Below are 25,967 nucleotides of genomic sequence, written 5' to 3'. Positions count from 1 at the left end.
CGGTTAAACAATGAAATATATGTTAAAAGGAATCCTCCTTGTTTTTTTCGGTGCCTGTAGTTTTGGTATCCTTTCTACTTTTGTTAAACTGGCTTATCACGAAGGTTATACTTTAGGTGATGTTACTGGTGCTCAGGCTTTTTTCGGAGCGGTAATTTTATGGCTATTGTTTTTCTTTCAGAGCAAAACCGCAGGTTACAAAGCCAAAGCAAATACCATTAAAACACCCTGGTGGAAAATGGTGTTGGCAGGAACGTGTACGGGATTGGTCAGTATCTTTTACTACCAATGTGTAAAACTTGTGCCCAACTCGGTTGCTATTATTCTGTTGATGCAATTTATCTGGATGAGCATCCTGATGGAATATCTCATTTTTAAAAAGAAACCCACAGGCCTACAGCTTTTAGCCATCGTATTGGTTTTAGGTGGAACAGTTTTGGCTAGTGGAATGGTAGAAACGAGTCTCGGAAGCATGAATTTTAAAGGCATTGGTTTCGGTTTGTTAGCTGCAATTTGTTATGCCGGCTTTTTATTGCTCAGCGGCAGAATTGGTAATGAATACCCTGCGTTGCAAAAAAGCGCTTTGATGATTACCGGCGCATGTATACTGATTTTCATTATTTTTCCGCCAACATTTTTATTTAATGGTGCTTTGGGTGGAAGTTTATTAAAATGGGGATTGATTATCTCCGTTTTCGGAACGGTTATTCCGCCTTTGTTTTTTGCAGAGGGTGTACCCAGAATTGGAACAGCCGTGAGTTCGATATTAAGTGCGGCAGAATTGCCTGTGGCCGTAATGATGGCTGGTTTTGTATTGCAAGAGCAGGTATCGTTTTTAAGGTGGGTTGGTGTTGTGGTGATTCTATCGGCGATGGTTTTGCCAAATTTAAAATACTTAAAACGGACTTAGGTCTACTTTTTACCGCAAAGGCCACAAAATGAAAACGCAGAGGGTGCAAAGGAGGATTTATACATTTATATCATGACTTGAATATATGCTTCGTGTTCTTGGCGCCTTTGTGGTTATAACCGTAAAGATTAATAAACTTCGTGCGCTTTGCGGTTAAACTAAAATTAAATATCTTTAAAAAGCATAAAGCATATACACATGAAAAAACTTACCATTTATATTCTGTCCTTTATCATCGTTGGCTTATCGGCATGTAAAACCAAAACCACCATCAACCAGGATGAAGCTGCAGAGGTAATCACCGATTATTTAAAGGCTAACCCTGAGTATAAAACCACCCGTTTTAAGTTTGGGGAGATGAAATTTAACAGTACAAACGATATGTTCGAGCTGGGGAAGTATAAATCTTTGGCCAGTAAAGGTTTGGTTTCATTAAGTTTAAAGGAAGCGAAGAAAAAGTTCTTATCGAAAGATAGCAGCTATGTGTATCAGATCACTTTAACCGATAAAGCGAGTCCGTTGGTGTTGAAGCAGGATGGTGATAAAGCTACCGTAAAAGTTGTAGAATACGTTTTATCAGATGAGAAACCTGTTGATTTTGCCCAGGTAAACTCAAGCACGGCAAAAGTTACGGTATCACTTAAAATGACTACTACAGATTTCGAACCATTTGATAAAGAGGCAAACAAAAACAGCAACTTCATTACCAAGACCTATAAATTAAAGTTGAGTAAAGATGAAGGCTGGAAAGTGCAGAAGTAGAATAGAAGACTAAGGCTGAAAGACCAAAGAAAAAGCGTAATACCTAAGCACCCTGCAACCTATGTTTCTTGCAATTTCCATCGTTTCTAAACGCGACAGAAGCGAAAATCCTTTTTGTTAGCCGCAACCTTGGATATACTGTCATGCTGAGGCACGAAGCATCTGTTTCATAGCCTGTAGATGCTTCGTGCCTCAGCATGACAAGGGGTAGCATGATTGCAGCGCCCGCTTGTCGCATGGCTACTATTAGGAGAAATCTATTCGGTCATGGTAATTAGGCATCTTGCTAACCCCCATTAATATATCACTGGCCTTACCGAAGAACGCCGTCAATCCCAAGGGCCAGGAGAATAAAAAAAACAGTTGCAGGACAATACAAATAGCACTTCCAAACCTGAAACGCAGTGGTTTTGTGTTCATACTCATTCATCTAAATTTCTCACGAGTATCGAACACAAACCCCGAAGGGCTCAATCAGACCAAAGAAAACTTGAACAACTTCTGATTAAACGAAGTGCCGCTGTTTTTTTGATGTGCGAGGGATTGTGCAAAAGGTCCCTTACTGGATCCGATAGCTATCGGATGACAAAGCGCTTTGGGTACTTTGGCGCTCCAAAGTACCATGCCCCCGCGGCATAGAAGCGGAAAAAATGAATATTTATGTGTAAATATTACTTTTTCAGTTTTAAGTTCATTTGATATCAGGAAAGATGCTGAAATAAATTCAGTATGACGACCGCACTAGGAATGTGTGCTAAATAACAAATATAGCTTCCAAAGTTGTGTTCTAGTGGTAGATGTATCGGGCAAGTATTTCATAGCCTTTAGATGCTTCGCAACTCAGCATGACAAGAATAGCGAAAAGATTGTAGCAAATTGCGCGAGCAAATCTAAATTTTAGCACAGCTGTTGCTTTCCAAAATCATAAGATCTGCAATAATTAATTACCAATTCTTTTCTGAATAAAGTTTTTGAACTGCTTAAACACATCTACCTTTTTAGGTCTTTCTTTGCCATCGTGTGTTAAATTATTGTCGTAATGGTTTTGCAGTTCTGCTGCATATTCTTTTTGAGTTTGGCTGCCTGATTTTAATATCTCGATAAACCGGGCCGCATTGTGGTTTAAGGTGCTGTTAAATGAAACGGCATAATACTCACTGCGAAGGGATGGATTTTTATTTTTATTGATTTCTGCTGCGCCATTTTCTGCAAAACAGTCGGCGTGAAGGATTAAGGGATTTAATTTTTTTAACCTTTTGGTCCCTTTGCGTTCATTTCTCCAGGGATGTTCTTTTTTGTGGAGCTGTGCAAGTAGAAAATCTTTTTTCCAAAGGGTAACCTGGTGCGACATGAGAAATTGTGAGGCTTCATTATCTAACTCCGAGATATTAAAGCCTTCAATAAAGTTGGTGGTTTCTTTAGTTTTATACACGCTGGCGCTGTGGAGTTTAACCTGCTGCCAATCGTTTTCGATGGCTTGTTCGAACAATGCGGAAAAGAATTTAGCATTAACCGTTTTGTTTAACCACATATCTTCCTGGAAATAGAGTACATACTCTTCTTCTAAACCTGTTAACAGCGTGATTAAACGATCAGCCCATTCGCCTGCACCCGATTTGATATTTGTAAAGCAAGTCACCTCAGCGCTTTTTACTTCTGTTGCGAAATAATAACTGCAAGGAATGTTAAAATCCCAGTTTGCTGAAAAAGTGTAATCGAAGCCCTTATACAGGAATTCGTAGCGATCGCAGGCATGAACAAGAAGAGCAACGTTATTATTAGCTATGGACATAAATAAAGCATATGGTGGGGTTAAAGCATCTCAAATGTATGAAAATGGATTTTTTACTTCCCTTAAGTAGCTTCTATTTTACACTGTGAGCAGTTCGTGCCACAATATAACAAGTTGTAAAAAGATTGAAATTAATGGTGTCAACAGATTTAAATTTCAGAATATTAATGGCTTTCCAAATTATCAGGTTATTAGTCGAAAATGAACAAACGTTTGTCTTTCTGTTTATGAATAAAATCTACCAATTTTGTCGCTTTTAAGTGTAAATAAGACGCCTTTTTTACACTGATTGATAGTGAAATACAACGTCATTTTTGCTACATTTGCACGCAAATTTATTATTCATACCGCATGAGCTTAAATATCCACTACAAGGAAGATTTTCAAAATCGTCATATTGCACCAAATGAGGCAGATACAGCCGAAATGTTGCAAACTGTTGGCGTAAATTCTATTGATGAGCTGATTGAACAAACTGTACCAACAGCAATTAGGTTGAAACAGCCTTTAAATTTGCCTGCAGCGAAATCAGAAACTGAATATCTTGGTGCTTTAAAACAAACTTCATTGTTGAATAAAGTTTTCAAAAGCTTTATCGGTCAAGGTTATTATGATACCATTACCCCAGGAGTAATTTTACGTAACGTATTTGAAAACCCAGGATGGTACACACAATATACACCATACCAGGCAGAAATTGCTCAGGGCCGTTTACAGGCTTTGTTAAATTTCCAAACGATGGTTATCGATTTAACCGGAATGGAAATTGCCAATGCATCTTTATTGGATGAAGGTACTGCGGCTGCTGAAGCGATGTTTATGCAATACAGCTTGCGTAAAAATCAGGCGGCTAAAAAATTCTTTGTATCCGAACTGGTTTTCCCTCAAACGATAGATATCTTAAAAACACGTGCCAATCCATACGGTATTGAACTGGTTATTGGAAGTCATTTAGATTTCGTCGCTACAGAAGAGTTCTTTGGCGCAATTGTTCAATATCCGGCAGGAAACGGTGAAGTTTTCGATTATAAAAACTTCGCAGCTGAATTGCACCAGTTAAATATTAAATTAACGGTAGCTGCCGATATTTTAAGCTTAACTTTATTAACGCCTCCGGGCGAGTGGGGAGCAGATATAGTAATAGGTACTACACAACGTTTAGGTATACCAATGGGTTTTGGTGGACCGCACGCTGCTTTTTTTGCCACTAAAGAAGAATATAAACGTAATATCCCAGGCCGTATTATTGGTGTAACCATCGATAGTCATGGCGATTACGCTTTACGTATGGCTTTGCAAACCCGCGAGCAACATATCCGTAGAGATAAAGCAACATCAAACATCTGTACTGCACAGGCATTATTGGCTATCATGGCTGGTTTTTATGCCGCTTACCACGGTCCGAAAGGATTAAAAGCCATTGCAGAACGTACACACGGTTTGGCCATCAGCCTGGCTGCTACTTTAAAAGGTTTAGGCTTTGAGCAATTAAACTCAGCTTATTTCGATACCATCCGTTTCGATTTAGGTGATTTAAAAGGTGGTATCCACTCAGGATGTATCGACAACGAAATCAACTTAAACTATGTTGGTAATGTGGCAACCATTTCGTTCGATGAAACCAGTACTTTCGAAGATGTAGCGTTAATTGCTAAAATCTTTGCTAAAGTTAAGGCTATTGCTGCTGATCAGGTTGAGGTAGAAGAAAATGTAGAAACCGTTATCCCTGCTGCTTTACAACGTACTTCGGCTTATTTAACCCACCCAATTTTTAATGCACACCACTCAGAGCATGAGATGTTGCGTTATATCAAATCGTTAGAAGCAAAAGATTTATCGCTTTGCCACTCAATGATTGCTTTGGGTAGCTGTACCATGAAATTAAATGCAACGGCAGAGATGATCCCGGTTACCTGGTCTCACTTTGGTCGTGTACATCCATTTGCCCCTGCCGATCAGGTATTGGGTTATTATTCGGTTTTTAACGAACTGGATAAATGGTTAAGTGAAATTACCGGTTTTGCGGCCATGAGCTTACAACCAAATGCTGGTGCCCAAGGCGAATACGCAGGTTTAATGGTTATCCGTGCTTATCACCACGATAGAGGCGATTTCCATCGTAATGTGGCCTTAATTCCAGCTTCTGCACATGGAACCAACCCTGCTTCTGCAGCAATGGCCGATATGAAAATTGTAGTGGTTAAATCTTTAGAGAATGGTAACATTGATGTTGAAGATTTAAAAGCGAAAGCAGAATTGCATAAAGATAACCTATCGTGTTTAATGGTAACTTATCCATCTACACACGGTGTGTTCGAAGAAAGCATTATCGAAATCTGCGAAACCATCCACGCTAACGGCGGACAGGTTTACATGGACGGTGCAAACATGAACGCACAGGTTGGTTTAACAAGCCCGGCCAATATTGGTGCCGATGTTTGTCACTTAAATTTACACAAAACATTCTGTATCCCTCACGGTGGTGGTGGTCCGGGTATGGGTCCAATCGGTGTGGCAAAACACCTGGTTCCTTATCTTCCAGGTCATGCTGTGGTTGATATCGATAAAGGAAAATCTATTTCTGCAGTTTCATCGGCACCATGGGGTTCGGCTTCGATCCTGATCATTTCTCACGCTTATATTGCGATGATGGGTGCTGAAGGTTTAACCAATGCTACTAAATATGCCATTTTAAACGCAAACTACATGAAAGCGCGTTTAGAACAACACTATCCCGTGCTTTATTCAGGCGCTCAGGGCCGTTGTGCACACGAAATGATTTTAGATTGCCGTTCGTTCAAAGCATTCGGTATCGAAGTAACAGATATTGCAAAACGTTTAATGGATTACGGTTTCCATGCACCAACAGTTTCGTTCCCGGTTGCGGGTACTTTGATGGTTGAGCCAACCGAATCGGAGCCTAAACATGAGTTAGATCGTTTCTGTGATGCATTGATTGCGATTAAAAACGAAATTACCGCGGTAGAAAACGGTACTTTAGATAAAACAGATAACCCATTGAAAAATGCACCGCATACGGTTTCGGTCATCACGGCTAACGAATGGGATCATGCTTATAGCCGTCAAACAGCTGCGTTCCCACTTCCTTATGTATTAGAACGCAAGTTCTGGCCTTCCGTTGGTCGTGTTAACGATAGCCATGGCGATAGGGCATTAATCTGTGCTTGTCCGCCTATTGAAAGTTATTTAGAAGAAATCGTACCTTAGTAAGGTAGAGGGTAGAAAGTACAGAGTTTTCCTTTCCATTGCCTTAGTCCAAACGCCCAGGTTCGTGTCTTCACGAATATATTGATCTGCAAGTTTTATGGATTCATTTCATAAAACCTGCAGATTTTTTTTGGAAAAGAATGTTGGTTTTTCATCGGGATTGCAGCCCTGCCCATGCGACAGGCGGGCGCTTCAATCTTTTTGTAGCTGCTGTCATGCTTCGTGCCTCAGCATGACAGTATATTCAAGGTTGCTGCAAAACAAAAAGGATTTCCACTGCTATCAGGTTTACTAATGAAGGGTTGGAAGTATAAAACTTTTATCTCTTTCTTTATTGCTGGTTAATTAACTTACCCAATTACTGAATTCTATAAATTCTTCCCAGCCCTTTTCAGTCTTTTTATAAACACTGGTGCTTCCATAACCGCATAAAAAGCCGCAACTATAACCGTACTGAAAAATACAGAAAGTACCGTTTCTGAAAAAAATTGGTTTATGAAACTGGTAATAACCACGGATACCCTTTTCATACATATTTTCCCAACCTTTATTTATGCCTTTAAATAATTGGTTTAAGCTATCCTGACTAATGGATTTCGCGAAAGGAAGAATATGATCTGGCAAGGTTTGTTTTTTTATTTTTTCAATTTCATTAAGTACGAATACCTTCTCTTTTTTAGTATAAACTATCTCATTTACTAAGGTGTTAAATTTAAAACCTCTCAAAGTATCTTTATCAAAAGATTTCTTGAGCTCTTCAGCAAAGCCAATATGATTTTGATCTAAGTAATATATTTTTTTGTCTTTGATTTTTAGGTTTTCGGTAAAAAACCACTTTAAAAACCGTTTTTCTTTACTTGATACAGCTTGAGCAGATGCCGCAAGATTAAATATTGTTGCAAAGATAAAGAGAAGTGTTATTTTTTTCATGTTTTTAAGATGTTAGTAAGGCTATTATTCCATAAATATTATAATTTTTCCAGAACATATACATCAACGGTTGTTGTGGGATGAAATGTCCTGATTACGAAACAGAATATGCAAAGGCAATATTTAACTATGCGTAATCAATATTCACTTTGGGTCAGCATGTTGTAAAAGGCGGGTGCCTTGTTGTAAAAAGCGGATGCCTTGTTGTAAAAAGCGGGTGCCTTGTTGTAAAAAGCGGGTGCTTTGTTGTAAAAGGTGGGTGCTCTTTTGTAAACTGCAAAGGCAATACGCCACTAGGATGGCCATAGTTAAATATCAGTTTGCTTTTGCACCCATTTTGTCTGCTTCTTTTTCTAAACTTAGATCATCATTAACAACTGTATTGGAGTCTACTAGGGTAGTTGCTTTAACCCTGCCTTGTTTTTGTTGTACTACATGCCATGCTTCGTGCGGCAAATGTTCGTTTTGGTTTGGTGTTATATGAATTTCAGTACCTTGGGCATAGGCGTGAGCAGTTAATTCCGCAGGTTTAGCAGAATTGAAGTGAACACGAACATCATCTATCGAATGGCCCGAAAGGGCTTCAATGCCATTTTTTAAATTATTGGGTAAGTTTTTTGCCATGATATAAATTATAAAAATAAAACGGTTCCTATTGCGGATAAAAACAGAAGTGAGCGTCCTTAAATTGAATTAACGTATTCTAGTTTGTACGTATCAATAAGATATCACCTTGTTGTCCAAAACAAGATTGGATACCGAGGCTGTCAACTTTTAAATGTTGAATATTTTTAATGCTATTATTTTCAATTTTAATTTTGTTAAAGTCATCAGTTGAAAATGGAATACCATTTATAACAATCATATTAATCTCTTTTGTAGTATTAGTTTTAGCATGTTCAATAGCTCTAGCAAGGAAGGTATACTGAGCTGAAGTGTTATTTTGGTAAACCAAAATAGTTTTCTGGTATTTTAAAAAAATCGTTTTTTAAATGTTATTCCTATCTAAAAAATAGAACTCTGGATTGATTGTGTCATCATTTAGTTTAACTATAAATCCCTGTTTGTGGTATTTATTAATCCGATCATTCTTTAAATGAAATTACTCTTTTACTACATCCTGCTAAAAAAAAAATAAGATTATCGAAAAATAAAGTTGTTTGCTTTTCATAGGAGGGTATTAACTTTTACCTTGTATTTTTTTATCCTCGCCATTATTCAGAATGAGGCATTAATTAAGCTTATCATAGAAAAACACACAAGTGCTCTTCCTACTTGAACAGACCTTCAGAATTTACATTGTAGCCTAAAACTTTAATCTGATTGTTTTCTCCAGTTAAGGTAACCGTTTCTTTCGATTGAAATTTTACTCTTTCCACAATATAATAAAGTACATAATTGGATGAAGCATTTGAACCTCTTATCACTTTAGACTCCCAGTGATCTAGTTTTTTGCTCTTTATTTCACCAAGCTTATTTACAATTCCGGTTAAATAGTCATTTAATTTTGGTGTGCTGGTTACTGCTTTAAATTGATTGCTAAGAAGCGGACTTAGTTTTTTAAAATCTTTTTGCTCAAGCAAGGCATAAAATTGATCCGATACCTTTTCGGCGTCTTTTTTATCCTCTTCACGGTTTAAGTAAGTGCTGTTAAAATTACAACTGCTTAAAGAAAATAACAGGAATAACAGGTAGAATGGAGCGTAAAATTTATTTTTCATGAGCGTTTTGGATTATTTTTTAAATATAGGATATTATTTTTTCCTGCAAATAATGGTAACCAGGATAAATATCAGTTATTGGCATTCTTTTAGGTAACTATAATCGAATTTTGCCTTTCTATCCTCCACCTTTTTTTCTTTCGAACAAATTAAACCTTTCCCATAATCATGCAGTCAATAGAATGATTTTAAATAAATCCGATTACTTTTGAAAAAACTTACCATAGGTCAACAACAAGAGATTAATAGTTCATCTATATTTGTATCAAATTTTAAAAAACCAGAAAATGAAATTAAAAATCAGCTCAATTTTTTTATTAGTGGCAGTAGTAGCATTGTCAGCTTTTAAAAACCCAACTAAACCAGTAACTTATACTGTAGATGCAGCAAAATCTACCATTACCTGGATTGGTAAAAAAGTAACAGGCTCTCACAACGGAACTATTGCTTTACAATCAGGTAGCTTAGCCGTTAATGGTAAAAGCGTAACTGGCGGTACTTTTGTAATCGATATGGCTTCAATTAAAGATGCTGATGGCAGCGCTAAATTAGAAGGTCACTTAAAAGCAGACGATTTTTTCGGTACTACTAAATTCCCTACTTCAACTTTCGTAATTACTAAAGTTGCTGGTTCAGGTGCAAACGTAACCGTATCAGGTAATTTAACCATCAAAGGTATTACTAAACCATTAAGCTTCCCTGCAACTGTAACGGTTAATGCAGATGGTACAGCTTCGGCTTTAGCTGGTAAAATTATTGTTGATAGAACTAAATACGACATCAAATATGGTTCGAAATCATTCTTCGATAGCATTGGCGACAAAGCAATTGATGATAACTTCGAATTGGCTGTTAAATTGGTAGCTAAGAAATAAACCCCACCCAAGCCTCCCCTGAATGGGAGGGCTTGAAATGCAAAAGGTCTCGATACTTATCGAGACCTTTTTTTTGTTTTATGCCAGCTGAAGCAGGCAACAATGAATGAGTGATGAGTAAATCAGGCGAAGAAGAATTTCATTGTGGTAGGGCTTTAGCCAATCACAATTTAAAGGAAATATAAAACGGTTTTTTAGTCTTTAATTCGTACTAAATCCACCATCGATCTGTTTCATCTTAATGACCAATGACCAATGACCAATGACCAATGACCAATGAACTATCTTATCCGAAATCCACCTTCAACAGCATCTACAAATCCTGTAGCGGCACTTTTGCCATGATAGAATAAACACTCCCAGTTTTCTTCAGCTGCTCTTTTTCCAAATTCTTTACGTAGTTCCATTGCTTTGCGGCCATCGAAATCGTATTTGGCAATAAAGTTTTTAACCAGTTCTTCGGGCTCAGGTAATACATCACCGCCAAAAAATACTTTCTGATTGCCTTCGGTTAAAAGGAAAACCTGGTGGTTGGGGCAATGGGCGCCAGTAAATTCGTAAGCAATGGTTTCATCCAATGAACCATCGCCTTCTACAAATCTTAATTGGGCATTGCGTTGTACAAAATCAAAAATATCGGTATGGTATGAGGAGGAGGTACTGCTAAAAGCGGTTTCCCATTCGCCTCGGTTAATCACGTACTCCGCATCAGGGAAACTCAGTTCAATCTTATCGTTGCCTTGCTTGTGGATCATACCGCCAGAATGGTCGTAATGTAAATGCGACATCAATACCTTGGTTACATCAGTAGGGTCGAAACCGGCATTACGGATGTTTTTATGTAAAATCAGCTCGCCCGGGTCATCACTAAACCCTAAACCCGCATCAAAAAGAACAAGGTCGTTTTTCAGTTCAACCAAAAAAGGCTGAACATTGATGAATAATGAAGCGGGTCTATCTTTAAAAGTATGTATAGCGGGGTCGAAAGGCACAAATTTCTTTGATGCGTCAACAGAGTAGGTGCCTTCGAATAGGGTGTGAACTTGCAAAATGTAGATCTTTAATGTTTCTACAAAGATAACAATCTAATCATGAGTATTTGTTTTGGTAAAAGCTTGGATACTTCCTTTTTTTGTAAAATATGATGCTTAAATTTCGGACATGAATCTCCGCATCTTTATTCTTATACTGGCTTTAAGTTTCTCTACGCAGTTAAAAGCACAGAAAAAACCAAATGTAATTATTGTATTGGCCGATGATATGGGCTACGCTGATATTTCATGTTATGGAAGTCCGTTGATTAAAACGCCGTTTCTGGATGGAATGGCGGCCAAAGGAGTAAAAGCAACCAACTTTGTGACCACCTCGCCAACCTGTACTCCATCGAGGGCTTCTTTACTTACCGGTAGGTATTGCAGCAGGATGGATTTGCCATGGCCAATTGGTCCTGGCGATAAACGTGGTATACCTGAAGATGAAATTACGATTGCACAGATGCTTAAACAATCGGGTTATGCTACCGCATTGGTTGGTAAGTGGCATTTGGGCGACCATGGGGTTTCGCTCCCTAACAAAAAGGGTTTTGATGAGTTTTATGGACTTTTGTACAGTCACGATTATCGGGCACCCTATGTAAAAACGGATACCACGATCAAGATTTTCAGAAATACCAAACCGGAGATTTACAAACCGCACGATAGCATTTTAACAAGTTCTTATACCCGCGAATCGATCAAGTTTATTAAGAAAAATGCTGCGGCTAAAAAACCGTTTTTTCTTTATTTGGCACAGAACATGCCCCATCTGCCTGTTGCTTTTGCTGCACTAAAGAGTAGAAAAACACCTTCGGCAGGTGGTGAGTTAGGCGATGTAATCGAAGATATGGATGCTGGTTTAGCTGAAATCTGGAAGCAGGTAGTCGCCTCTGGACAGGCAGAAAATACCATTTTTATTTTTACCAGCGATAATGGTCCATGGATTAATGCGCCACAGCGGATGTACGATGATGGTTTTACCAAATTTTATCATGTCGGCTCGGCAGGGATTTTCAGGGGATCAAAAGGTATATCTTATGAGGGTGGTCACCGTGTTCCTTTTATTGTATATTGGAAAGGCCATACGCTTAACAATAGCCAGTTAACCAAGCCCATTTCAAACCTGGATGTTTTTCCTACGCTGGCCGAGTGGACCAAAAGTAAATTGCCTCAAAAAGTATATGATGGCGAATCGGTTTCTGCTTTGCTTACTACTAAAAATTACAATAAACCGCACCGCCCAATCTATTACCACAATTACGTTTTAGAGGGCGTAAAAGATGGTGATTGGAAATTGAGGATTACCAAAAAAGACGATAAAGAACTAACGGAGCTGTACAATTTATCGTGGGATCCAGCAGAGCGGGTAAATTTAATTGATGATGCAAAATATGCTGATCAGAAAGCACACCTGATGAAACTTTATCAGGCTTATCCTGGAAATTCGAAGTAAAACCTAACTTTTTGTTAATGAAGCCTTTGTTTATTGCGCAACTAAACATTACCACTATCATATCCAATTAAAATGTATATTTACTGTTCGGAGACAGAATTAAATGGAAAAAAGATGGGTGCTGGCATCAGATTGCAATGACGCTACGGTAACAGAAATAGCAGAACAACTCAACATAGATCGCTCACTTGCACAGATATTGGTGCAGCGGAATATCTGTGATTTTGATCAGGCAAAAGATTTTTTTAGACCAGATCTTGATCATCTTCACGATCCTTTTATCATGAAGGATATGGATGTCGCTATTGCCCGTATCGAAACCGCATTGGCCACCCACGAAAAAATACTGATCTATGGCGATTATGATGTAGATGGTACAACTTCCGTTGCACTTGCCTTCAGTTTCTTCTCCCAACTCACTGAAAATATAGAATATTATATCCCTGACCGCTATTTAGAAGGTTATGGCATTTCTACTGCTGGGATTGATTATGCCAGCTCAAATGGATTTTCTTTAATCATTGCATTAGATTGCGGTATAAAATCGATCGATAAAATTGATTATGCCAATACCCTTGGTGTCGATTTCATTATCTGTGATCACCATTTGCCTGGTGACGAATTGCCTAAAGCCATTGCTGTTTTAGATCCAAAACGTTTAGATTGTCCTTATCCCTTTAAAGAATTGGCCGGCTGCGGTATAGGTTTTAAACTTGCGCAGGCCTACGCACAAAAACATCAGCTTCCAAAAGAAACCTATCTGCAATATTTAGATTTGGTGATGGTGAGTATTGCGGCAGATATTGTTCCGGTTGTTGGCGAGAACAGAATACTGGCTTATTACGGATTAAAAAAATTAAACTCCAATCCATGTGAAGGTTTACGTGCCTTGATGGAAGTTTCGGGCAAAACCGAAAATTATAGCATTACCGATGTCGTTTTTACATTAGGTCCGCGGATTAATGCCGCCGGAAGGATCGATCATGCAAAACATGCCGTAGCCATGTTGCTTTGCCAGGTTGATAGTAACTCTTTGGAGCAAAGCGAACTCATCAACCTTAAAAATACCGAACGTAAAACCTACGATCAGGACATTACCCGTGAGGCTTTGGCGCTGATTGGTGAAAGTGATATCCTGATCAACAAAAAAACAACCGTTGTTTTTAACGAAAACTGGCACAAAGGTGTAATCGGGATCGTAGCTTCGCGTTTAACGGAAAAATATTATCGCCCTACAATTGTATTGACGAAATCTAACGGACATGTGGCAGGTTCTTGCCGCTCGGTAGTAGGCTTCGATTTATATGAAGCCTTGAGCGGCTGTGCGCATTTATTAGACCAGTATGGCGGGCATAAATTTGCGGCAGGTTTAACTATGCAACAGCACAACGTAGATGCCTTTGCCGACAAGTTTGAAGAAATTGTATCGGCCAGTATTACGGAGGAGCTGCTTACGCCCATGATCAGAATTGATGCCGAAATCGAACTGACACAGATTGATGGTAAGTTTTTTCGGGTGCTATCTCAAATGGGACCATTCGGACCAGAGAATATGTCGCCGATATTTGTGACGCATAATGTATACCTTGCACAGCATGCAATGGCAGTTGGGCAAAATCATTTAAAAATTAATATAAAACAACAAAATTCGGCTATTTTTGAGGGTATTGCATTTGGATTGGCAGAATTTCAAAACCTTTTGCAACCAAAAGTGCCATTTTCTGTTTGTTATACGTTAGAAGAAAATGTGTGGAGAGATAAGAAACGTTTGCAGTTAAATATTAAAGGAATAAAAGTTAATTAATTATTTCCAAAGGTGTCATCCTGAGCCCGTCGAAGGACATTTCGACAAGCTCAATGTGACAACCGAAGGATATCGATCGATATATGATATTAAGAGCCGAAAATCTGGTTAAAAAATATAAGCAGCGTACCGTTGTAAATAATGTTTCCTTTAATGTAAGCCAGGGAGAAATTGTTGGCCTTTTAGGTCCTAACGGCGCTGGAAAAACAACATCCTTTTACATGATTGTAGGTTTGATCAAACCGAACGAAGGGCGCATTTTTTTAGAAGAGGAAGAAATTACCGAAGATCCAATGTACCGAAGGGCGCAAAAGGGAATCGGTTACCTGGCCCAGGAAGCATCGGTTTTTAGAAAACTTACTGTTGAGGATAATATTCTTGCCATTTTGGAAATGAGTAATTTGAGTAAAGAGGAACAGAGAGATAAACTTGAAGAACTGATCAACGAGTTTAGCTTGCACAAAGTTCGTAAAAACCGTGGCGATTTGTTATCAGGTGGCGAGCGCCGTCGTACCGAAATTGCACGTGCTTTAGCGGCCAATCCTAATTTTATATTATTGGATGAGCCTTTTGCCGGGGTAGACCCGATTGCGGTAGAGGAAATCCAAAGTATTGTGGCCAAACTGAAACACAAAAACATAGGGATCTTAATTACCGACCACAACGTACAAGAAACACTTTCTATTACCGATAGGGCTTATTTGCTTTTTGAAGGTAAAATTTTAGAACAGGGTGTGCCAGAGGTTTTGGCCGAAAACGAGATGGTGAGAAAAGTTTACCTTGGATCGAACTTTGTACTGAAACGCAAGAAATTTGATGTTTAATCGCTTAATCAACGATAAATGATTTCAACCGACAAACAAATATTCATTTCGTGTGTTGCCTAAACTTTATGCTTGAAAAAATTTCTGTAAACCGATGTGCTGTGAATAAAAAGTGTGTAGAAACGTATGATGAAATGATGCTCATTAATTTTAACATTTAAGATGGCATTTGTAAATTCGATTTTTACCTGGTTAATGAAAAAGCGGATCCACCAGATCGAGCTTTTTATGAAATACCCATACGACGTTCAGGAAGAGTGGTTTCACACGCTGATTGATAGTGCTGAAAATACTGAATGGGGCAAGTTGTATGATTATAAATCCATTTTAACTCCCCAGCAATACCAGGAACGTGTTCCCATTCAAAACTACGATACTTTAAAACCTTACATTGAGCGCATGCTCAATGGTGAGCAGAATATCCTTTGGCCATCCGATATCAAATGGTTTGCTAAGTCATCGGGTACTACGAGCGACAGAAGTAAATTCATTCCTGTTTCCCAGGAATCACTGGAAGAATGCCATTTTAAAGGGGGTAAGGATATGCTTTCTATTTATTGCAATAACCGCCCCGATAACCAGATGTTTACCGGAAAAGGTTTGGTGCTGGGTGGAAGCCATCAGGTGAACCAGCTAAACGAAGATTGTTTTTATGGCGATTTATCGGCTGTGCTGATCAAAAACCTTCCCATTTGGGCCGAATATTACCGTACACCCGATATGTCTATCGCTTTGATGGATAATTATGAAATCAAGATGGATAGAATGGCAGAAGCCACCATTAACGAAAACGTAACCAGCATTTCTGGTGTACCCACCTGGACCATCGTATTGGCGAAAAAAGTACTCGAATTAACCGGTAAGCAGAATTTACTGGAAGTTTGGCCCAATCTCGAATTGTATATTCATGGGGCAGTAAACTTTGCGCCATACCGTGAGCAGTTTAAGCAACTGATTCCATCCGATGAGATGTATTATCTGGAAACCTATAATGCATCTGAAGGGTTCTTTGGAATTCAGGATCAGGACAACTCTGATGAAATGTTGCTAATGCTCGATTATGGTATTTTTTATGAGTTTGTTCCGATGGAAAACATTGGCGAAGAAAATCCCAAAGCATTATTATTGGGGGAAGTAGAACTACATAAAAATTACGCCATTGTGATTTCTACTAATGGCGGTTTGTGGCGTTATATGATCGGAGATACCATCCAATTTACTTCGCTTTCTCCATACCGCATTAAAATTACCGGCCGAACCAAACATTTTATCAATGCTTTTGGCGAAGAAGTGATTATTGATAATGCCGAACAGGCTTTAACCAAAGCTTGTCAGGAAACCGGCGCTGAAATAAAAGATTATACCGCCGGACCTATTTACTTTAAAGATGAGAAGGCTGGTGGGCACGAATGGATCATCGAATTTGATAAACAACCAAACGATTTTGAAAAGTTTGTCGACATCATGGACAATACACTACGCGAAGTGAATTCTGATTATGATGCCAAGCGTTTTAAAGATATGGCCTTAGCGCGTCCTAAGGTGCACAATGCACCTGCAAATACGTTTTACAACTGGTTAAAGGCAAAAGATAAACTGGGCGGACAGCATAAAGTACCACGCCTGGCCAATGAACGTAAATACGTGGATGATATTTTGGAAATGATGAAATCTTCTTAAATTTAATAAATATCATGTACACATGTCAGTCTGAGCCTGTCGAAGACCTTGTAAAAACTATCCCGACAAGCTCAATGTAATAGGTAATAATTAATCCCGCTACTCAACCATGAAAAACCTCCTCATCCTTTTTTTATTTTTAGGATCATTTACCTATCAATTGAAAGCTCAGGTTAAAGAGAGCTATAAAGCACAGATTGCCTATAAAATTGTAGAAACCTCTCCTCGATGTAAGCAGCTTACCAAAGGCCTTTACGAAAGGATTGTTAAAAATGGAGGCACCTCTTATGGCATTATGCTCGAAAGTAGCCCTAATCCTAAAACCGATCCATCACAAGAATACTCCAAAACCTATGACTTTAACCTGCACGAAAGTTATGCGGACAGGATGCCTGTTATCGCCCGGTTTGTATTCGATCCCAAAAAGCAACAGCTTTACGAAGATGATGTGGTAAACGCACAATTGGTTGCCATAGCTTTCGATAAAAAACTGCTTTTGCTGTTCAATAAAAAATAGATGAAATACATAAGCTATAAACGGATAGCCTGGCTGTTGTTTTTTGCCTATTTTTTTATGTTAATGGTGCAGATTACGCTTCGTTATATTCCGTTAAGCAGTGAGGTCTCTTTTCTGCATATTAAGCAGACTGAAGTATCAGGGATCAAAGCTTATCTTCCCATATTTTATGTACACGTTTACAGCGCTATATTTGTGCTACTGGCGGGTTTTACACAGTTTAATGCAAAAATTTTAGCCAAATATCCCAAAGTACATAAGTGGCTGGGATATTTATATGTAAGTTTTGTTTTGTTATTTGCCGCACCATCGGGTGTCTTTATCGGCTGGTTCGCCAATGGCGGTGTAATGGCTAAAACATCGTTTATCATTTTAGGTGTTTTGTGGTTCTGGTTTACCTTAAAAGCCACTCTACTGATCTTAAAACGCAAAGTAATAGACCATAAAAAGTTGATGTACCGCAGTTTTGCTTTGGCTACTTCTGCCATTACCTTAAGGCTGTGGAAAGTTATTTTAGTATATTTATTTCATCCTGCCCCGATGGATGTATACCAGATTATTGCCTGGCTGGGCTGGATACCTAATTTACTGATCGCCGAGTGGCTGATCAAAAAGAAATTTATTTGACCTTAACATATTATATACCAATGAAAAAAATCTTATTACTCGCACTCATTCCTTTTTTGATGCTTTCGTGCAGAGACACCAAAAAAACAAAAAAAGAAAAACCAACTGGCATTGCACAACAGGAAATCCACAAAGAGTTGTATGGCTTTTGGGTTGGCGATTTTTATACAACCGATGAACTGGAATACGATGGAGACATGTCGGATGCTGTTAAAAAACTGAATATCAATATTAAAAGAATAACCAAAGATACCGTGATTGCACAAAGTGTGGTTTCGGGGAATAGCCGCCCTTTACTAGGGAAATTATCAGAAGATGGCAGTAAAATCACTTTTGTACTGGACGAACCGGGTACCGATAAATATGATGGGAAATTTGAAATCACCCTGGTTGGCGACACACTAATCGGCAAATGGAATGCTTATAAAAAGGAGCTGAAATGGCCTGAAAAAGAGTTTAAATTACTGAAAAAGGCTTTCGAATATAACGCAAACCGTATGTTGCCAACCGAAATGGAATATGTAGACTGGAGTGACCACAAAATGGTAGAAAGGTTAGATACCCTTGAAGATGGGAGTATCGATTCGTTAGGCGCAAATACTTTTTACAGAAGCGCATCTGAACAGATTTTTAAATTAAATGCTTCAGCAGCTTTACTAAAGGAAGAAGAGGTGAAGAATTTAAGGAAGTTGGACCTACAGATTATTAAAAATACCATTTTTGCCAGACATGGTTATGCCTTTAAAAAACAAACTTTCAGAAATTTCTTCGACCCAGTAGAATGGTATGTTCCGGTAAAAAACAACGTTGATAATGATTTAACAGCCATTGAGAACAAAAATATTGTATTGTTAGATCGTTTTACCAAATATGCCGAAGACAATTATGATGCTTTTGGCCGTTAATTTGTACATTGATTAACCATGAAATTGAACAGGGAGAAAATATTGGGTTTCTTTAAAAAATCAGAAAGTAAAGCTTCTGTGATCTTAAGTGATAAAACAAAGGCTAGCAATACGATTAAAGATGCCCTGGGAAAGGCAGTCAGCAATAAAGGTGATCTGGAAGGGGTTTGGTCGAAACTGCTGCTGTTGTTTGCTGTGAGTAAAGATTATGTGAACGGCGATTATACCGAAATTCCAAAAAGATCGATTATTGCCATTTTAGGTGGATTGATTTATTTTTTGTCGCCAATAGATGTAATTCCTGATTTTGTACCTGTACTGGGTTTTGTTGATGATATCTACATTTTAAATCTGGTATATAGGCAGGTGCTTAAAGATCTGGAAAAATATAAAGTTTGGAAGGATGCGCAGATCAAATTTATTGGTAATATAGATGGCTCAACCGCATCGTAGTTTTTTTGATTGGATAGGCGAACATCTTTTTAGCTGCCCCTTTAAGGCTCACTTTGGGATAGATTGTCCAGGCTGTGGCCTTCAGCGTTCCATACTGGCTTTATTCCGCGGCGATTTAATTGCCTCATTTAAGTTTTATCCTGCAACAATTCCATTAATATTCGTGGTGTTGTTTACACTTGTTCACCTTAAGGTAGATTTTAAATTTGGGGCACAGCTTATTAAAATCGTTTTTGCAGGTGTTGCAGTAATTATCTTAATCAATTACATTTACAAAATATATACTCACCAATTGATCTAAATATAACTATGTCAGAAGAACAGGAAACCCCTCAAGAAAATAAACCCATTGATCTTTCAAAAGGTCAAAATCCAGAACCTGCACCCTTTCAACCACTTGGCAATGGTCCGGTAACACCACCGCCATTTCAACAGCCACCACCATTTGGGCAGTTTGGAGGCGGAGGCTTTGGTCAGCAAAACTTACCAAATTCTACGGCTTCGCTGGTGTTGGGGATTTTGGCTTTGCCGGCATGTTGCTTTTACGGCATCTTCGGATTGATTTTCGGTGTAATTGCATGGATATTAGGTGCGGGTGATATGAAAAAGTATGAAATGAATCCAGGAGTATATACCGAATCATCCTATAAAAATGCTAAAGCAGGTAAAATCTGTGGCATGATTGCAACCATTTTGAGTGCACTAATGATCGTGATGTTTATACTGATTATTGTAGGTGTAGTTGCGAACCCAAGTATGTTTGAAGGTTTTTTAAGGGGAATGAAATAGGTATAATTTAATTTTACCTTAAAAATATAAATCGGATGGTGCATGCCATTCGATTTTCTTATTTTTGTATCGTTCAAATTGTAAATAAAAAAAAAGATAATGTATCCAGAATATTTAGTAGAGCCAATGCGTAAGGAATTAACTAACGTAGGTTTTCAAGAATTAAAAAACGCAGAAGACGTAGATCAAGCTATTAAAGGCGAAGGTACTGTGTTGGTAGTGGTAAACTCTGTTTGTGGATGCGCGGCAGCAAATGCACGTCCGGCAGCTAGAGCAGCAGCAGCACACGAAAAACATCCTGATAAATTGGTTACTGTATTTGCAGGCATGGAAAAAGAAGCGGTAGATCAGGCAAGAAATTACATGATGCCTTTCCCTCCATCTTCTCCGGCAATGGCATTGTTTAAAGATGGTAAACTGGTTCACATGATCGAACGTCATCAAATTGAAGGCAGACCAGCACAAATGATCGCTGATAACCTGATCGGTGCGTTTGAGCAATATTGCTAAAAATTGATTACACAGATTATTCGATAACACCGATAAGAAGGTATTTAAATTATAATGAAATGGTGAGTGGAAACATTCACCATTTTGAGTTTTACGGGTTTTATTAAAGGATTGTTTTTGCCACGGAAACACCTATACACAGGATATTTCTCTCTGTTTGTCATCCTGAGCGGAGTCGAAGGGTCTTTACTATATCGTGTATGTTCCGTTAATCGAAAATTCAGTATTTCATAGCTGGGATCCTTCGTTGCATCCGATAGCTATCGGATCAGGATGACAATTTCCCAAAACGGTATAATCACCTTCAATCCCCTAATCTGTGCTCTCTAAAAATCCTTATTTAATAATTTCTCCAGCTCCCCGAACGAAACATTCATTCTTACCCTGCCTTGTTTGGCATACGATATTTCTCCGGTTTCCTCAGATATAATTACGGCAACAGCATCAGTCGTTTCGGAAACGCCGATACCTGCACGGTGCCTTAAACCAAACTGTGAGGGTAACTGATCATTATCCGTTAAGGGCAAAATACAACTGGCACTTTTAATTTTGTTTTCTGAAATCACCACAGCACCATCATGCAGCGGACTGTTTTTCTGAAAGATACTTTCCAATAAACGTTTCGATATTTTGGCATCAACAAGTTCACAACTGTTTGCGAAAAATTGTTCATCGTAAAATTTAACAAATACCATTAAAGCACCTGTGCGGGTTTTTTTCATGCTTTTACAGGCATCAATAATGGGTTTTATGCGGGTTAAATTGTTTCTTTCGATTTCTTTCCTGCCGAATAAATAACCCCACCAGGCTTTGTTTTTTTGTAAAAAGGCATTTTTTCCGATCAATAAAAGGAAACGCCTAATCTCCGGGTGAAAGATTACAATCAGTGCAATGATCCCCACACTCATAAATTTCTCTATGATAGCGGTTAACAATTCCATGTGTAATGCCTTTACTATCCAGTAAAAAACTGTAATAATAAACATTCCAACAAGCAGGTTAACAGCTAGTGTATTGCGGATGAGGGTATAAACGTAGTAAATTAATAAGGCTACTAAAATGATATCAACGATATCAGTTGGCGATACTTTAAGGAAATCAAAATCAAAACCTTTCATTTGTGGCAAGATAGCAAAATGGTTTTCAGTTTACAAGCAAGATAGGTTAACTGTTTAAATTGGTTAATCGGTTAACTGTTTGTGAATTATCGTCACCCTGATCCGATAACTATCAGATTTATTTCAGGGTCATTACTCAAAAATAGATGCTGAAACAAGTTCAGCAGGACGAATTAAAGGAGAAGTTAGCACATTGCCCCGGGTTTATATAAAAATCAGGGCCAAATAATAACCAATTTAAACAGTTAACGGATTAACCTTCTGTGGTCGATTAACCAATTTAGGCAATTAACCAGTTAACCTTTCTACCAAACGCACGCACTCTACCGCTTCCTTAACATCATGTACCCTTAAAATACCTGCACCTTTTTGCAAGGCAATGGTATTGAGTACGGTAGTTCCGTTTAGGGCCTCCACTGCAGAAGTGCCCAATGTTTTATAAATCATTCCCTTACGCGAGAAACCCACCAATATCGGAAGTTTAAAGATCTTAAAAGCCTCCATCTGATTAAGAAGCTCATAATTGTGTTCAATAGTTTTTCCGAAGCCAAAGCCCGGGTCAATAATGACATCATGAATGTGAAGTGTTTTAAGTGCCTCAATTTTTTTTGCCAGATAATCGATTACCTCCAGTAATACATTGTTATAAACCGGATTTTGCTGCATATTTTGTGGTGTGCCCTGCATGTGCATGATCATGTAAGGTACCTGCAGCTTGGCTACCGTCTCGAACATCAATTCGTCCATATCGCCAGAAGCAATATCGTTAATGATATGTGCACCGGCCAAAACAGTTTCTTCGGCAACTTTAGCCCTAAAGGTATCGATAGAAATAATGGCTTCAGGGAATGCTTTTACTAAACTTTCTACCACAGGCACCAGGCGGTCAACCTCTTCAGTTGTCGAAATATTCTTAGCGCCAGGTCTTGATGAGTACCCGCCGATATCGATAAATGTGGCACCTTCATTTAAAAATTGAGCAGCTTTGTTTAAGGCTTCATCTATCGATTTTGTGCGGCTGTTGCTGTAAAAAGAATCGGGTGTGATATTTAGAATACCCATCACTTTTGGTGTACTTAAATCGATAAGTTTACCTTTTATATTTAAGCTTTGTTTGGGCTCAAAAAAGTTTTTTTCTGCCATAATAAACCCTTTCGGGATTTGGGTTTCGCTTTAAAAATGTATCTTTAGCTTTTGTTTTTACACGACAAAAATACACTAAAAACTAAATAATTATTGGCTTTGGCACAAACAAATACCTCTACCGAATTTGATGAAGTGATTGCAGTATGCAGATCATTATTTTTAAAAAAGACTAAAGATTACGGCACGGCATGGCGGATTTTAAGACCAAGTTCGATAACCGACCAGATTTTTATCAAAGCGCAGCGCATCCGTACCTTAGAAGAAAAAAAAGTAAGTAAAGTAGGAGAGGGTGTGATATCCGAATATATAGGGATTGTAAACTATTGTGTGATTGCCATGATGCAGCTCGAGCTGAGCGAGAGCGATCCTAACGAAATGCCTTTTGCTGAAGTTGAAAAACAATTTGAGGAAAAAGTAACCGAAACCAAAGATTTAATGTTTGCCAAAAACCACGATTACGGCGAAGCCTGGAGAGATATGCGCGTGAGCTCCTTAACCGATCTGATTTTGATGAAGGTATTTAGGGTTAAACAAATTGAAGATAACGAAGGCCAAACCCTTGCTTCGGAAGGTGTTAAAGCCAACTATCAGGACATGCTGAACTATTCGGTTTTTGCATTGATCAAGTTAGGCGTTAAATAATAAGTCGCTTAATTGCTTTTATAAACAGATACATACAGATGCGAAACATACTTTTAAAATTCTCCAGAATTTTTGTTGGTGCCTTATTCATATTTTCAGGATTAATAAAAGCCAATGATCCACTTGGATTTGGTTATAAACTTCAGGAATACTTCGAAGTTTTTCACATGAACTTTCTGAGTGGAATGGCTACGGGTATCGCCATTTTACTCTGTACGCTTGAAATTGTACTCGGCGCTTTATTGTTATTGGGTTTCTGGAGTAAAAAGGTAGCCTGGGGATTGTTATTATTGATTATCTTCTTTACACTGTTAACATTTATTTCAGCAGCATTTAAGGTAGTTACCAGCTGTGGTTGTTTCGGCGATGCCATTCCGCTTACGCCATGGCAGTCGTTTAGTAAAGATCTGATCCTCCTGGCACTAATTATTGTAATTTTCTTAAACAAGAACCTCATTCAGCCCTTATTTAAAAAAGAAGCCACGCAAAGAAATATCGCCATCGCTGTAACGGTGGTATCTTTGGGTTTTGGTATTTACACGTATAATGTACTGCCAATTATCGATTTCCTGCCTTATAAAGTAGGTGCACATCTTCCTTCATTAATGGTTATCCCTCCGGGAGAAAAGCCAGATGAATTTGAGATCATGTACCATTTAAAAAATAAGAAAACCAAAGAAGAGAAAGATATGAGCGATAAGGCCTATCTTAAAACTGAAATCTGGAAGGATAACAATTGGGAAATCATAGGTGAGCCAACAAAAAACCTGGTAAAAAAAGGATTTGAACCCAAAATTAAAGACTTAAATATTACCGATGCTTCTGGTACCGACTATACCAAAGAGTTAATTGAGAATCCCTACTACAACATCATTTTTGTGGCTTATGATCTTCATGCTACAAATGAGGCCGCAATCGGTAAATTAAATGCACTGGCTTTAAATGCCACGCAACAGTTTAATATCCGCACGGTATTGCTTACGTCCAATTCAGCACAGGATACACAGGCATTTATCAAAAAGAATAACCTGTTCTCGGAGGTTTTTTATGCAGATGCTGTTCCGTTGAAAAGTATGGTGAGGGCAAATCCGGGTATTTTATTGATGAAAAACGGTGTGGTGATCAATAAATGGAATGCCCATAACATACCAACTTTTGATCAGCTGAGCCGGAAATATTTCGATAAATAACATGATCGGATACGCACTAAAAAAACTAATGTACGGACTGCTTGTAATGGGGGGGGTGATACTGGTTGTTTTTGTGTTGTTTAATATCTTGCCTGGCGACCCAGCGCGGATGACCATGGGGCAAAGGGCCGATGTACAGTCGCTCGAGGCTGTGCGCAAAGAATTTGGTTTAGACCGTTCCAAGCCTGTTCAGTTTATTTTATACATTAATGATTTATCGCCCATTAGTATTTTAGATAACGATAGTACCAGTAAACAGAAATACCACTACGTGAAAATAATGGCTTTTGATAAAAAGGTACTGGCTGTAAAATGGCCATACCTGCGTAGCTCGTATCAAACCAAGCGTGATGTAACAGCCATACTATCCGAAACAGTACCGAATACTTTTATTCTGGCTTTAACAGCGATGATCTTTGCCACAATAATCGGGGTGTTTTTAGGTGTCCTATCGGCAGTTTATAAAGATTCGTGGATTGATAAGTCGGCTAATGCTTTTGCCATTTTAGGAATATCGGCCCCTTCTTTTTTTGCTGGGATTATTATCGCCTGGTTGTTCGGTTTTGTGCTGAGCAATTACACCGGACTAAAAATGAGCGGCAGCTTATATTCCTACGACCCCTTTAACGGTGAAGTATTAACCTTAAGAAACCTATGGCTGCCGATGATTACCTTAGGCTTAAGGCCTTTAGCCATTATCGTACAGCTCACCAGAAGTGCAATGCTGGATGTTTTGGCACAAGATTATATCAGAACAGCTAGGGCTAAAGGTTTGAGTAGAAATGCCATTATTTACAAACACGCCTTAAAAAATGCAATGAACCCGGTAATTACGGCCATTTCGGGTTGGTTTGCTTCGTTACTGGCAGGTTCCTTTTTTGTGGAGTATATTTTTGGATACAACGGATTGGGAAGAACAACGGTAACAGCCTTAGAAATGTCTGATTTTCCGGTCGTGATGGGATCTATTCTTTTTATTGCGTTCGTGTTTGTGGTCATTAATATTCTGGTAGATATTTTATATGCCTATGTTGATCCAAGGGTTAAATTAAGCTAA

26 protein-coding genes are annotated in these 25,967 nt (G+C 38.5%); 18 read left to right on the top strand and 8 right to left on the bottom strand.

The genetic code is table 11. The features are described 5' to 3' along the window. Positions 1 to 10: 10 nt before the first annotated feature. Positions 11 to 910 (top strand): DMT family transporter, encoded by a 900-nt coding sequence (locus R2S57_RS21810; protein WP_316847059.1) that lies wholly within the window; start codon positions 11 to 13, stop codon positions 908 to 910. Positions 911 to 1,108: 198 nt separating this feature from the next. Further along, positions 1,109 to 1,672: a hypothetical protein gene (locus tag R2S57_RS21805; protein WP_316847058.1), complete on the top strand. Its 564-nt coding sequence runs from the start codon at positions 1,109 to 1,111 to the stop codon at positions 1,670 to 1,672. A 940-nt stretch (positions 1,673 to 2,612) separates the two neighbouring features. On the opposite strand, the gene R2S57_RS21800 is transcribed toward R2S57_RS21805, so the two are convergent. Continuing rightward, positions 2,613 to 3,464, bottom strand: coding sequence for a hypothetical protein (locus R2S57_RS21800; RefSeq protein WP_316847057.1), 852 nt, complete (start codon positions 3,462 to 3,464; stop codon positions 2,613 to 2,615). Between the two features lie 351 nt (positions 3,465 to 3,815). Between R2S57_RS21800 and gcvP the strand changes: the two genes are divergently transcribed. After that, positions 3,816 to 6,692 (top strand): aminomethyl-transferring glycine dehydrogenase, encoded by a 2,877-nt coding sequence (gene gcvP, locus R2S57_RS21795; RefSeq protein WP_316847056.1) that lies wholly within the window; start codon positions 3,816 to 3,818, stop codon positions 6,690 to 6,692. Positions 6,693 to 7,037: 345 nt separating this feature from the next. On the opposite strand, the gene R2S57_RS21790 is transcribed toward gcvP, so the two are convergent. The 4 genes from R2S57_RS21790 to R2S57_RS21775 form a co-directional block, all read right to left on the bottom strand. Beyond that, positions 7,038 to 7,622, bottom strand: a complete 585-nt coding sequence (locus R2S57_RS21790) for a hypothetical protein (protein WP_316847055.1) — start codon at positions 7,620 to 7,622, stop codon at positions 7,038 to 7,040. 315 nt (positions 7,623 to 7,937) lie between these two features. Beyond that, positions 7,938 to 8,246: a DUF4157 domain-containing protein gene (locus R2S57_RS21785; RefSeq protein ID WP_316847054.1), complete on the bottom strand. Its 309-nt coding sequence runs from the start codon at positions 8,244 to 8,246 to the stop codon at positions 7,938 to 7,940. A 79-nt stretch (positions 8,247 to 8,325) separates the two neighbouring features. After that, positions 8,326 to 8,577: a hypothetical protein gene (locus tag R2S57_RS21780; RefSeq protein ID WP_316847053.1), complete on the bottom strand. Its 252-nt coding sequence runs from the start codon at positions 8,575 to 8,577 to the stop codon at positions 8,326 to 8,328. 316 nt (positions 8,578 to 8,893) lie between these two features. Continuing rightward, positions 8,894 to 9,343, bottom strand: a complete 450-nt coding sequence (locus tag R2S57_RS21775) for a hypothetical protein (RefSeq protein ID WP_316847052.1) — start codon at positions 9,341 to 9,343, stop codon at positions 8,894 to 8,896. Between the two features lie 287 nt (positions 9,344 to 9,630). Here R2S57_RS21775 and R2S57_RS21770 point away from each other — a divergent pair, with 287 nt between their 5' ends. After that, positions 9,631 to 10,218: a YceI family protein gene (locus R2S57_RS21770; protein WP_316847051.1), complete on the top strand. Its 588-nt coding sequence runs from the start codon at positions 9,631 to 9,633 to the stop codon at positions 10,216 to 10,218. A 281-nt stretch (positions 10,219 to 10,499) separates the two neighbouring features. Here the strand turns inward: R2S57_RS21770 and R2S57_RS21765 are convergent, their stop codons facing one another. Beyond that, positions 10,500 to 11,267, bottom strand: coding sequence for an MBL fold metallo-hydrolase (locus tag R2S57_RS21765; RefSeq protein WP_316847050.1), 768 nt, complete (start codon positions 11,265 to 11,267; stop codon positions 10,500 to 10,502). A gap of 112 nt (positions 11,268 to 11,379) precedes the next feature. On the opposite strand from R2S57_RS21765, the gene R2S57_RS21760 reads away from it, so the two are divergent. The 11 genes from R2S57_RS21760 to R2S57_RS21710 all read left to right on the top strand — a co-directional run bounded on the left by R2S57_RS21760 (position 11,380) and on the right by R2S57_RS21710 (position 20,814). Further along, positions 11,380 to 12,705, top strand: coding sequence for a sulfatase-like hydrolase/transferase (locus R2S57_RS21760; RefSeq protein WP_316847049.1), 1,326 nt, complete (start codon positions 11,380 to 11,382; stop codon positions 12,703 to 12,705). Between the two features lie 103 nt (positions 12,706 to 12,808). Further along, positions 12,809 to 14,509, top strand: a complete 1,701-nt coding sequence (gene recJ, locus R2S57_RS21755) for a single-stranded-DNA-specific exonuclease RecJ (RefSeq protein WP_316847048.1) — start codon at positions 12,809 to 12,811, stop codon at positions 14,507 to 14,509. A gap of 83 nt (positions 14,510 to 14,592) precedes the next feature. Further along, a complete protein-coding gene (lptB, locus tag R2S57_RS21750; RefSeq protein WP_316847047.1) occupies positions 14,593 to 15,333 on the top strand; it encodes an LPS export ABC transporter ATP-binding protein in 741 nt (246 codons plus the stop codon). 162 nt (positions 15,334 to 15,495) lie between these two features. After that, on the top strand, positions 15,496 to 17,013 hold the full coding sequence (locus R2S57_RS21745; protein WP_316847046.1) for a GH3 auxin-responsive promoter family protein: 1,518 nt from the start codon (positions 15,496 to 15,498) through the stop codon (positions 17,011 to 17,013). Between the two features lie 109 nt (positions 17,014 to 17,122). Continuing rightward, the gene (locus R2S57_RS21740; RefSeq protein WP_316847045.1) at positions 17,123 to 17,530 is read left to right on the top strand and encodes a hypothetical protein; all 408 of its coding nucleotides are present in this window, start codon (positions 17,123 to 17,125) and stop codon (positions 17,528 to 17,530) included. Next, complete coding sequence (locus R2S57_RS21735; RefSeq protein ID WP_316847044.1) at positions 17,531 to 18,157, top strand: DUF2306 domain-containing protein; 627 nt, start codon at positions 17,531 to 17,533, stop codon at positions 18,155 to 18,157. Positions 18,158 to 18,177: 20 nt separating this feature from the next. Then, positions 18,178 to 19,062 carry a YARHG domain-containing protein gene (locus R2S57_RS21730; protein WP_316847043.1) on the top strand — a complete coding sequence of 295 codons (885 nt, stop codon included), beginning with the start codon at positions 18,178 to 18,180 and terminating at the stop codon, positions 19,060 to 19,062. 18 nt (positions 19,063 to 19,080) lie between these two features. Beyond that, positions 19,081 to 19,515, top strand: coding sequence for a YkvA family protein (locus R2S57_RS21725; RefSeq protein WP_316847042.1), 435 nt, complete (start codon positions 19,081 to 19,083; stop codon positions 19,513 to 19,515). Further along, the gene (locus R2S57_RS21720; protein WP_316847041.1) at positions 19,496 to 19,816 is read left to right on the top strand and encodes a DUF2752 domain-containing protein; all 321 of its coding nucleotides are present in this window, start codon (positions 19,496 to 19,498) and stop codon (positions 19,814 to 19,816) included. The genes R2S57_RS21725 and R2S57_RS21720 overlap by 20 nt, the downstream gene beginning before the upstream one ends. Positions 19,817 to 19,824: 8 nt before the next feature. Next, positions 19,825 to 20,304, top strand: coding sequence for a CCC motif membrane protein (locus R2S57_RS21715; RefSeq protein ID WP_316847040.1), 480 nt, complete (start codon positions 19,825 to 19,827; stop codon positions 20,302 to 20,304). A gap of 99 nt (positions 20,305 to 20,403) precedes the next feature. Continuing rightward, entirely contained in the window at positions 20,404 to 20,814 is a 411-nt protein-coding gene (locus R2S57_RS21710) for a BrxA/BrxB family bacilliredoxin (protein WP_029275606.1), read from the top strand. Positions 20,815 to 21,140: 326 nt separating this feature from the next. Here the strand turns inward: R2S57_RS21710 and cdaA are convergent, their stop codons facing one another. Continuing rightward, positions 21,141 to 21,932, bottom strand: a complete 792-nt coding sequence (cdaA, locus tag R2S57_RS21705) for a diadenylate cyclase CdaA (RefSeq protein WP_230145952.1) — start codon at positions 21,930 to 21,932, stop codon at positions 21,141 to 21,143. 288 nt (positions 21,933 to 22,220) lie between these two features. Next, positions 22,221 to 23,075 carry a dihydropteroate synthase gene (gene folP, locus R2S57_RS21700; protein ID WP_316847039.1) on the bottom strand — a complete coding sequence of 285 codons (855 nt, stop codon included), beginning with the start codon at positions 23,073 to 23,075 and terminating at the stop codon, positions 22,221 to 22,223. Between the two features lie 99 nt (positions 23,076 to 23,174). Here folP and R2S57_RS21695 point away from each other — a divergent pair, with 99 nt between their 5' ends. Genes R2S57_RS21695 through R2S57_RS21685 form a run of 3 tightly spaced genes read left to right on the top strand, consistent with a single transcriptional unit; the run spans position 23,175 to position 25,967 of the window. Beyond that, positions 23,175 to 23,720, top strand: a complete 546-nt coding sequence (locus tag R2S57_RS21695) for a DUF1599 domain-containing protein (RefSeq protein WP_316847038.1) — start codon at positions 23,175 to 23,177, stop codon at positions 23,718 to 23,720. 38 nt (positions 23,721 to 23,758) lie between these two features. Continuing rightward, a complete protein-coding gene (locus tag R2S57_RS21690) occupies positions 23,759 to 24,910 on the top strand; it encodes a BT_3928 family protein (protein WP_316847037.1) in 1,152 nt (383 codons plus the stop codon). A 1-nt stretch (position 24,911) separates the two neighbouring features. Continuing rightward, positions 24,912 to 25,967, top strand: a complete 1,056-nt coding sequence (locus R2S57_RS21685) for an ABC transporter permease (protein ID WP_316847036.1) — start codon at positions 24,912 to 24,914, stop codon at positions 25,965 to 25,967.

Origin of the sequence: Pedobacter psychrodurus, from assembly GCF_032678585.1 — a bacterium.
Lineage (GTDB): Bacteria > Bacteroidota > Bacteroidia > Sphingobacteriales > Sphingobacteriaceae > Pedobacter > Pedobacter psychrodurus_A.
This window is presented reverse-complemented; position numbering and strand designations above follow the sequence as displayed.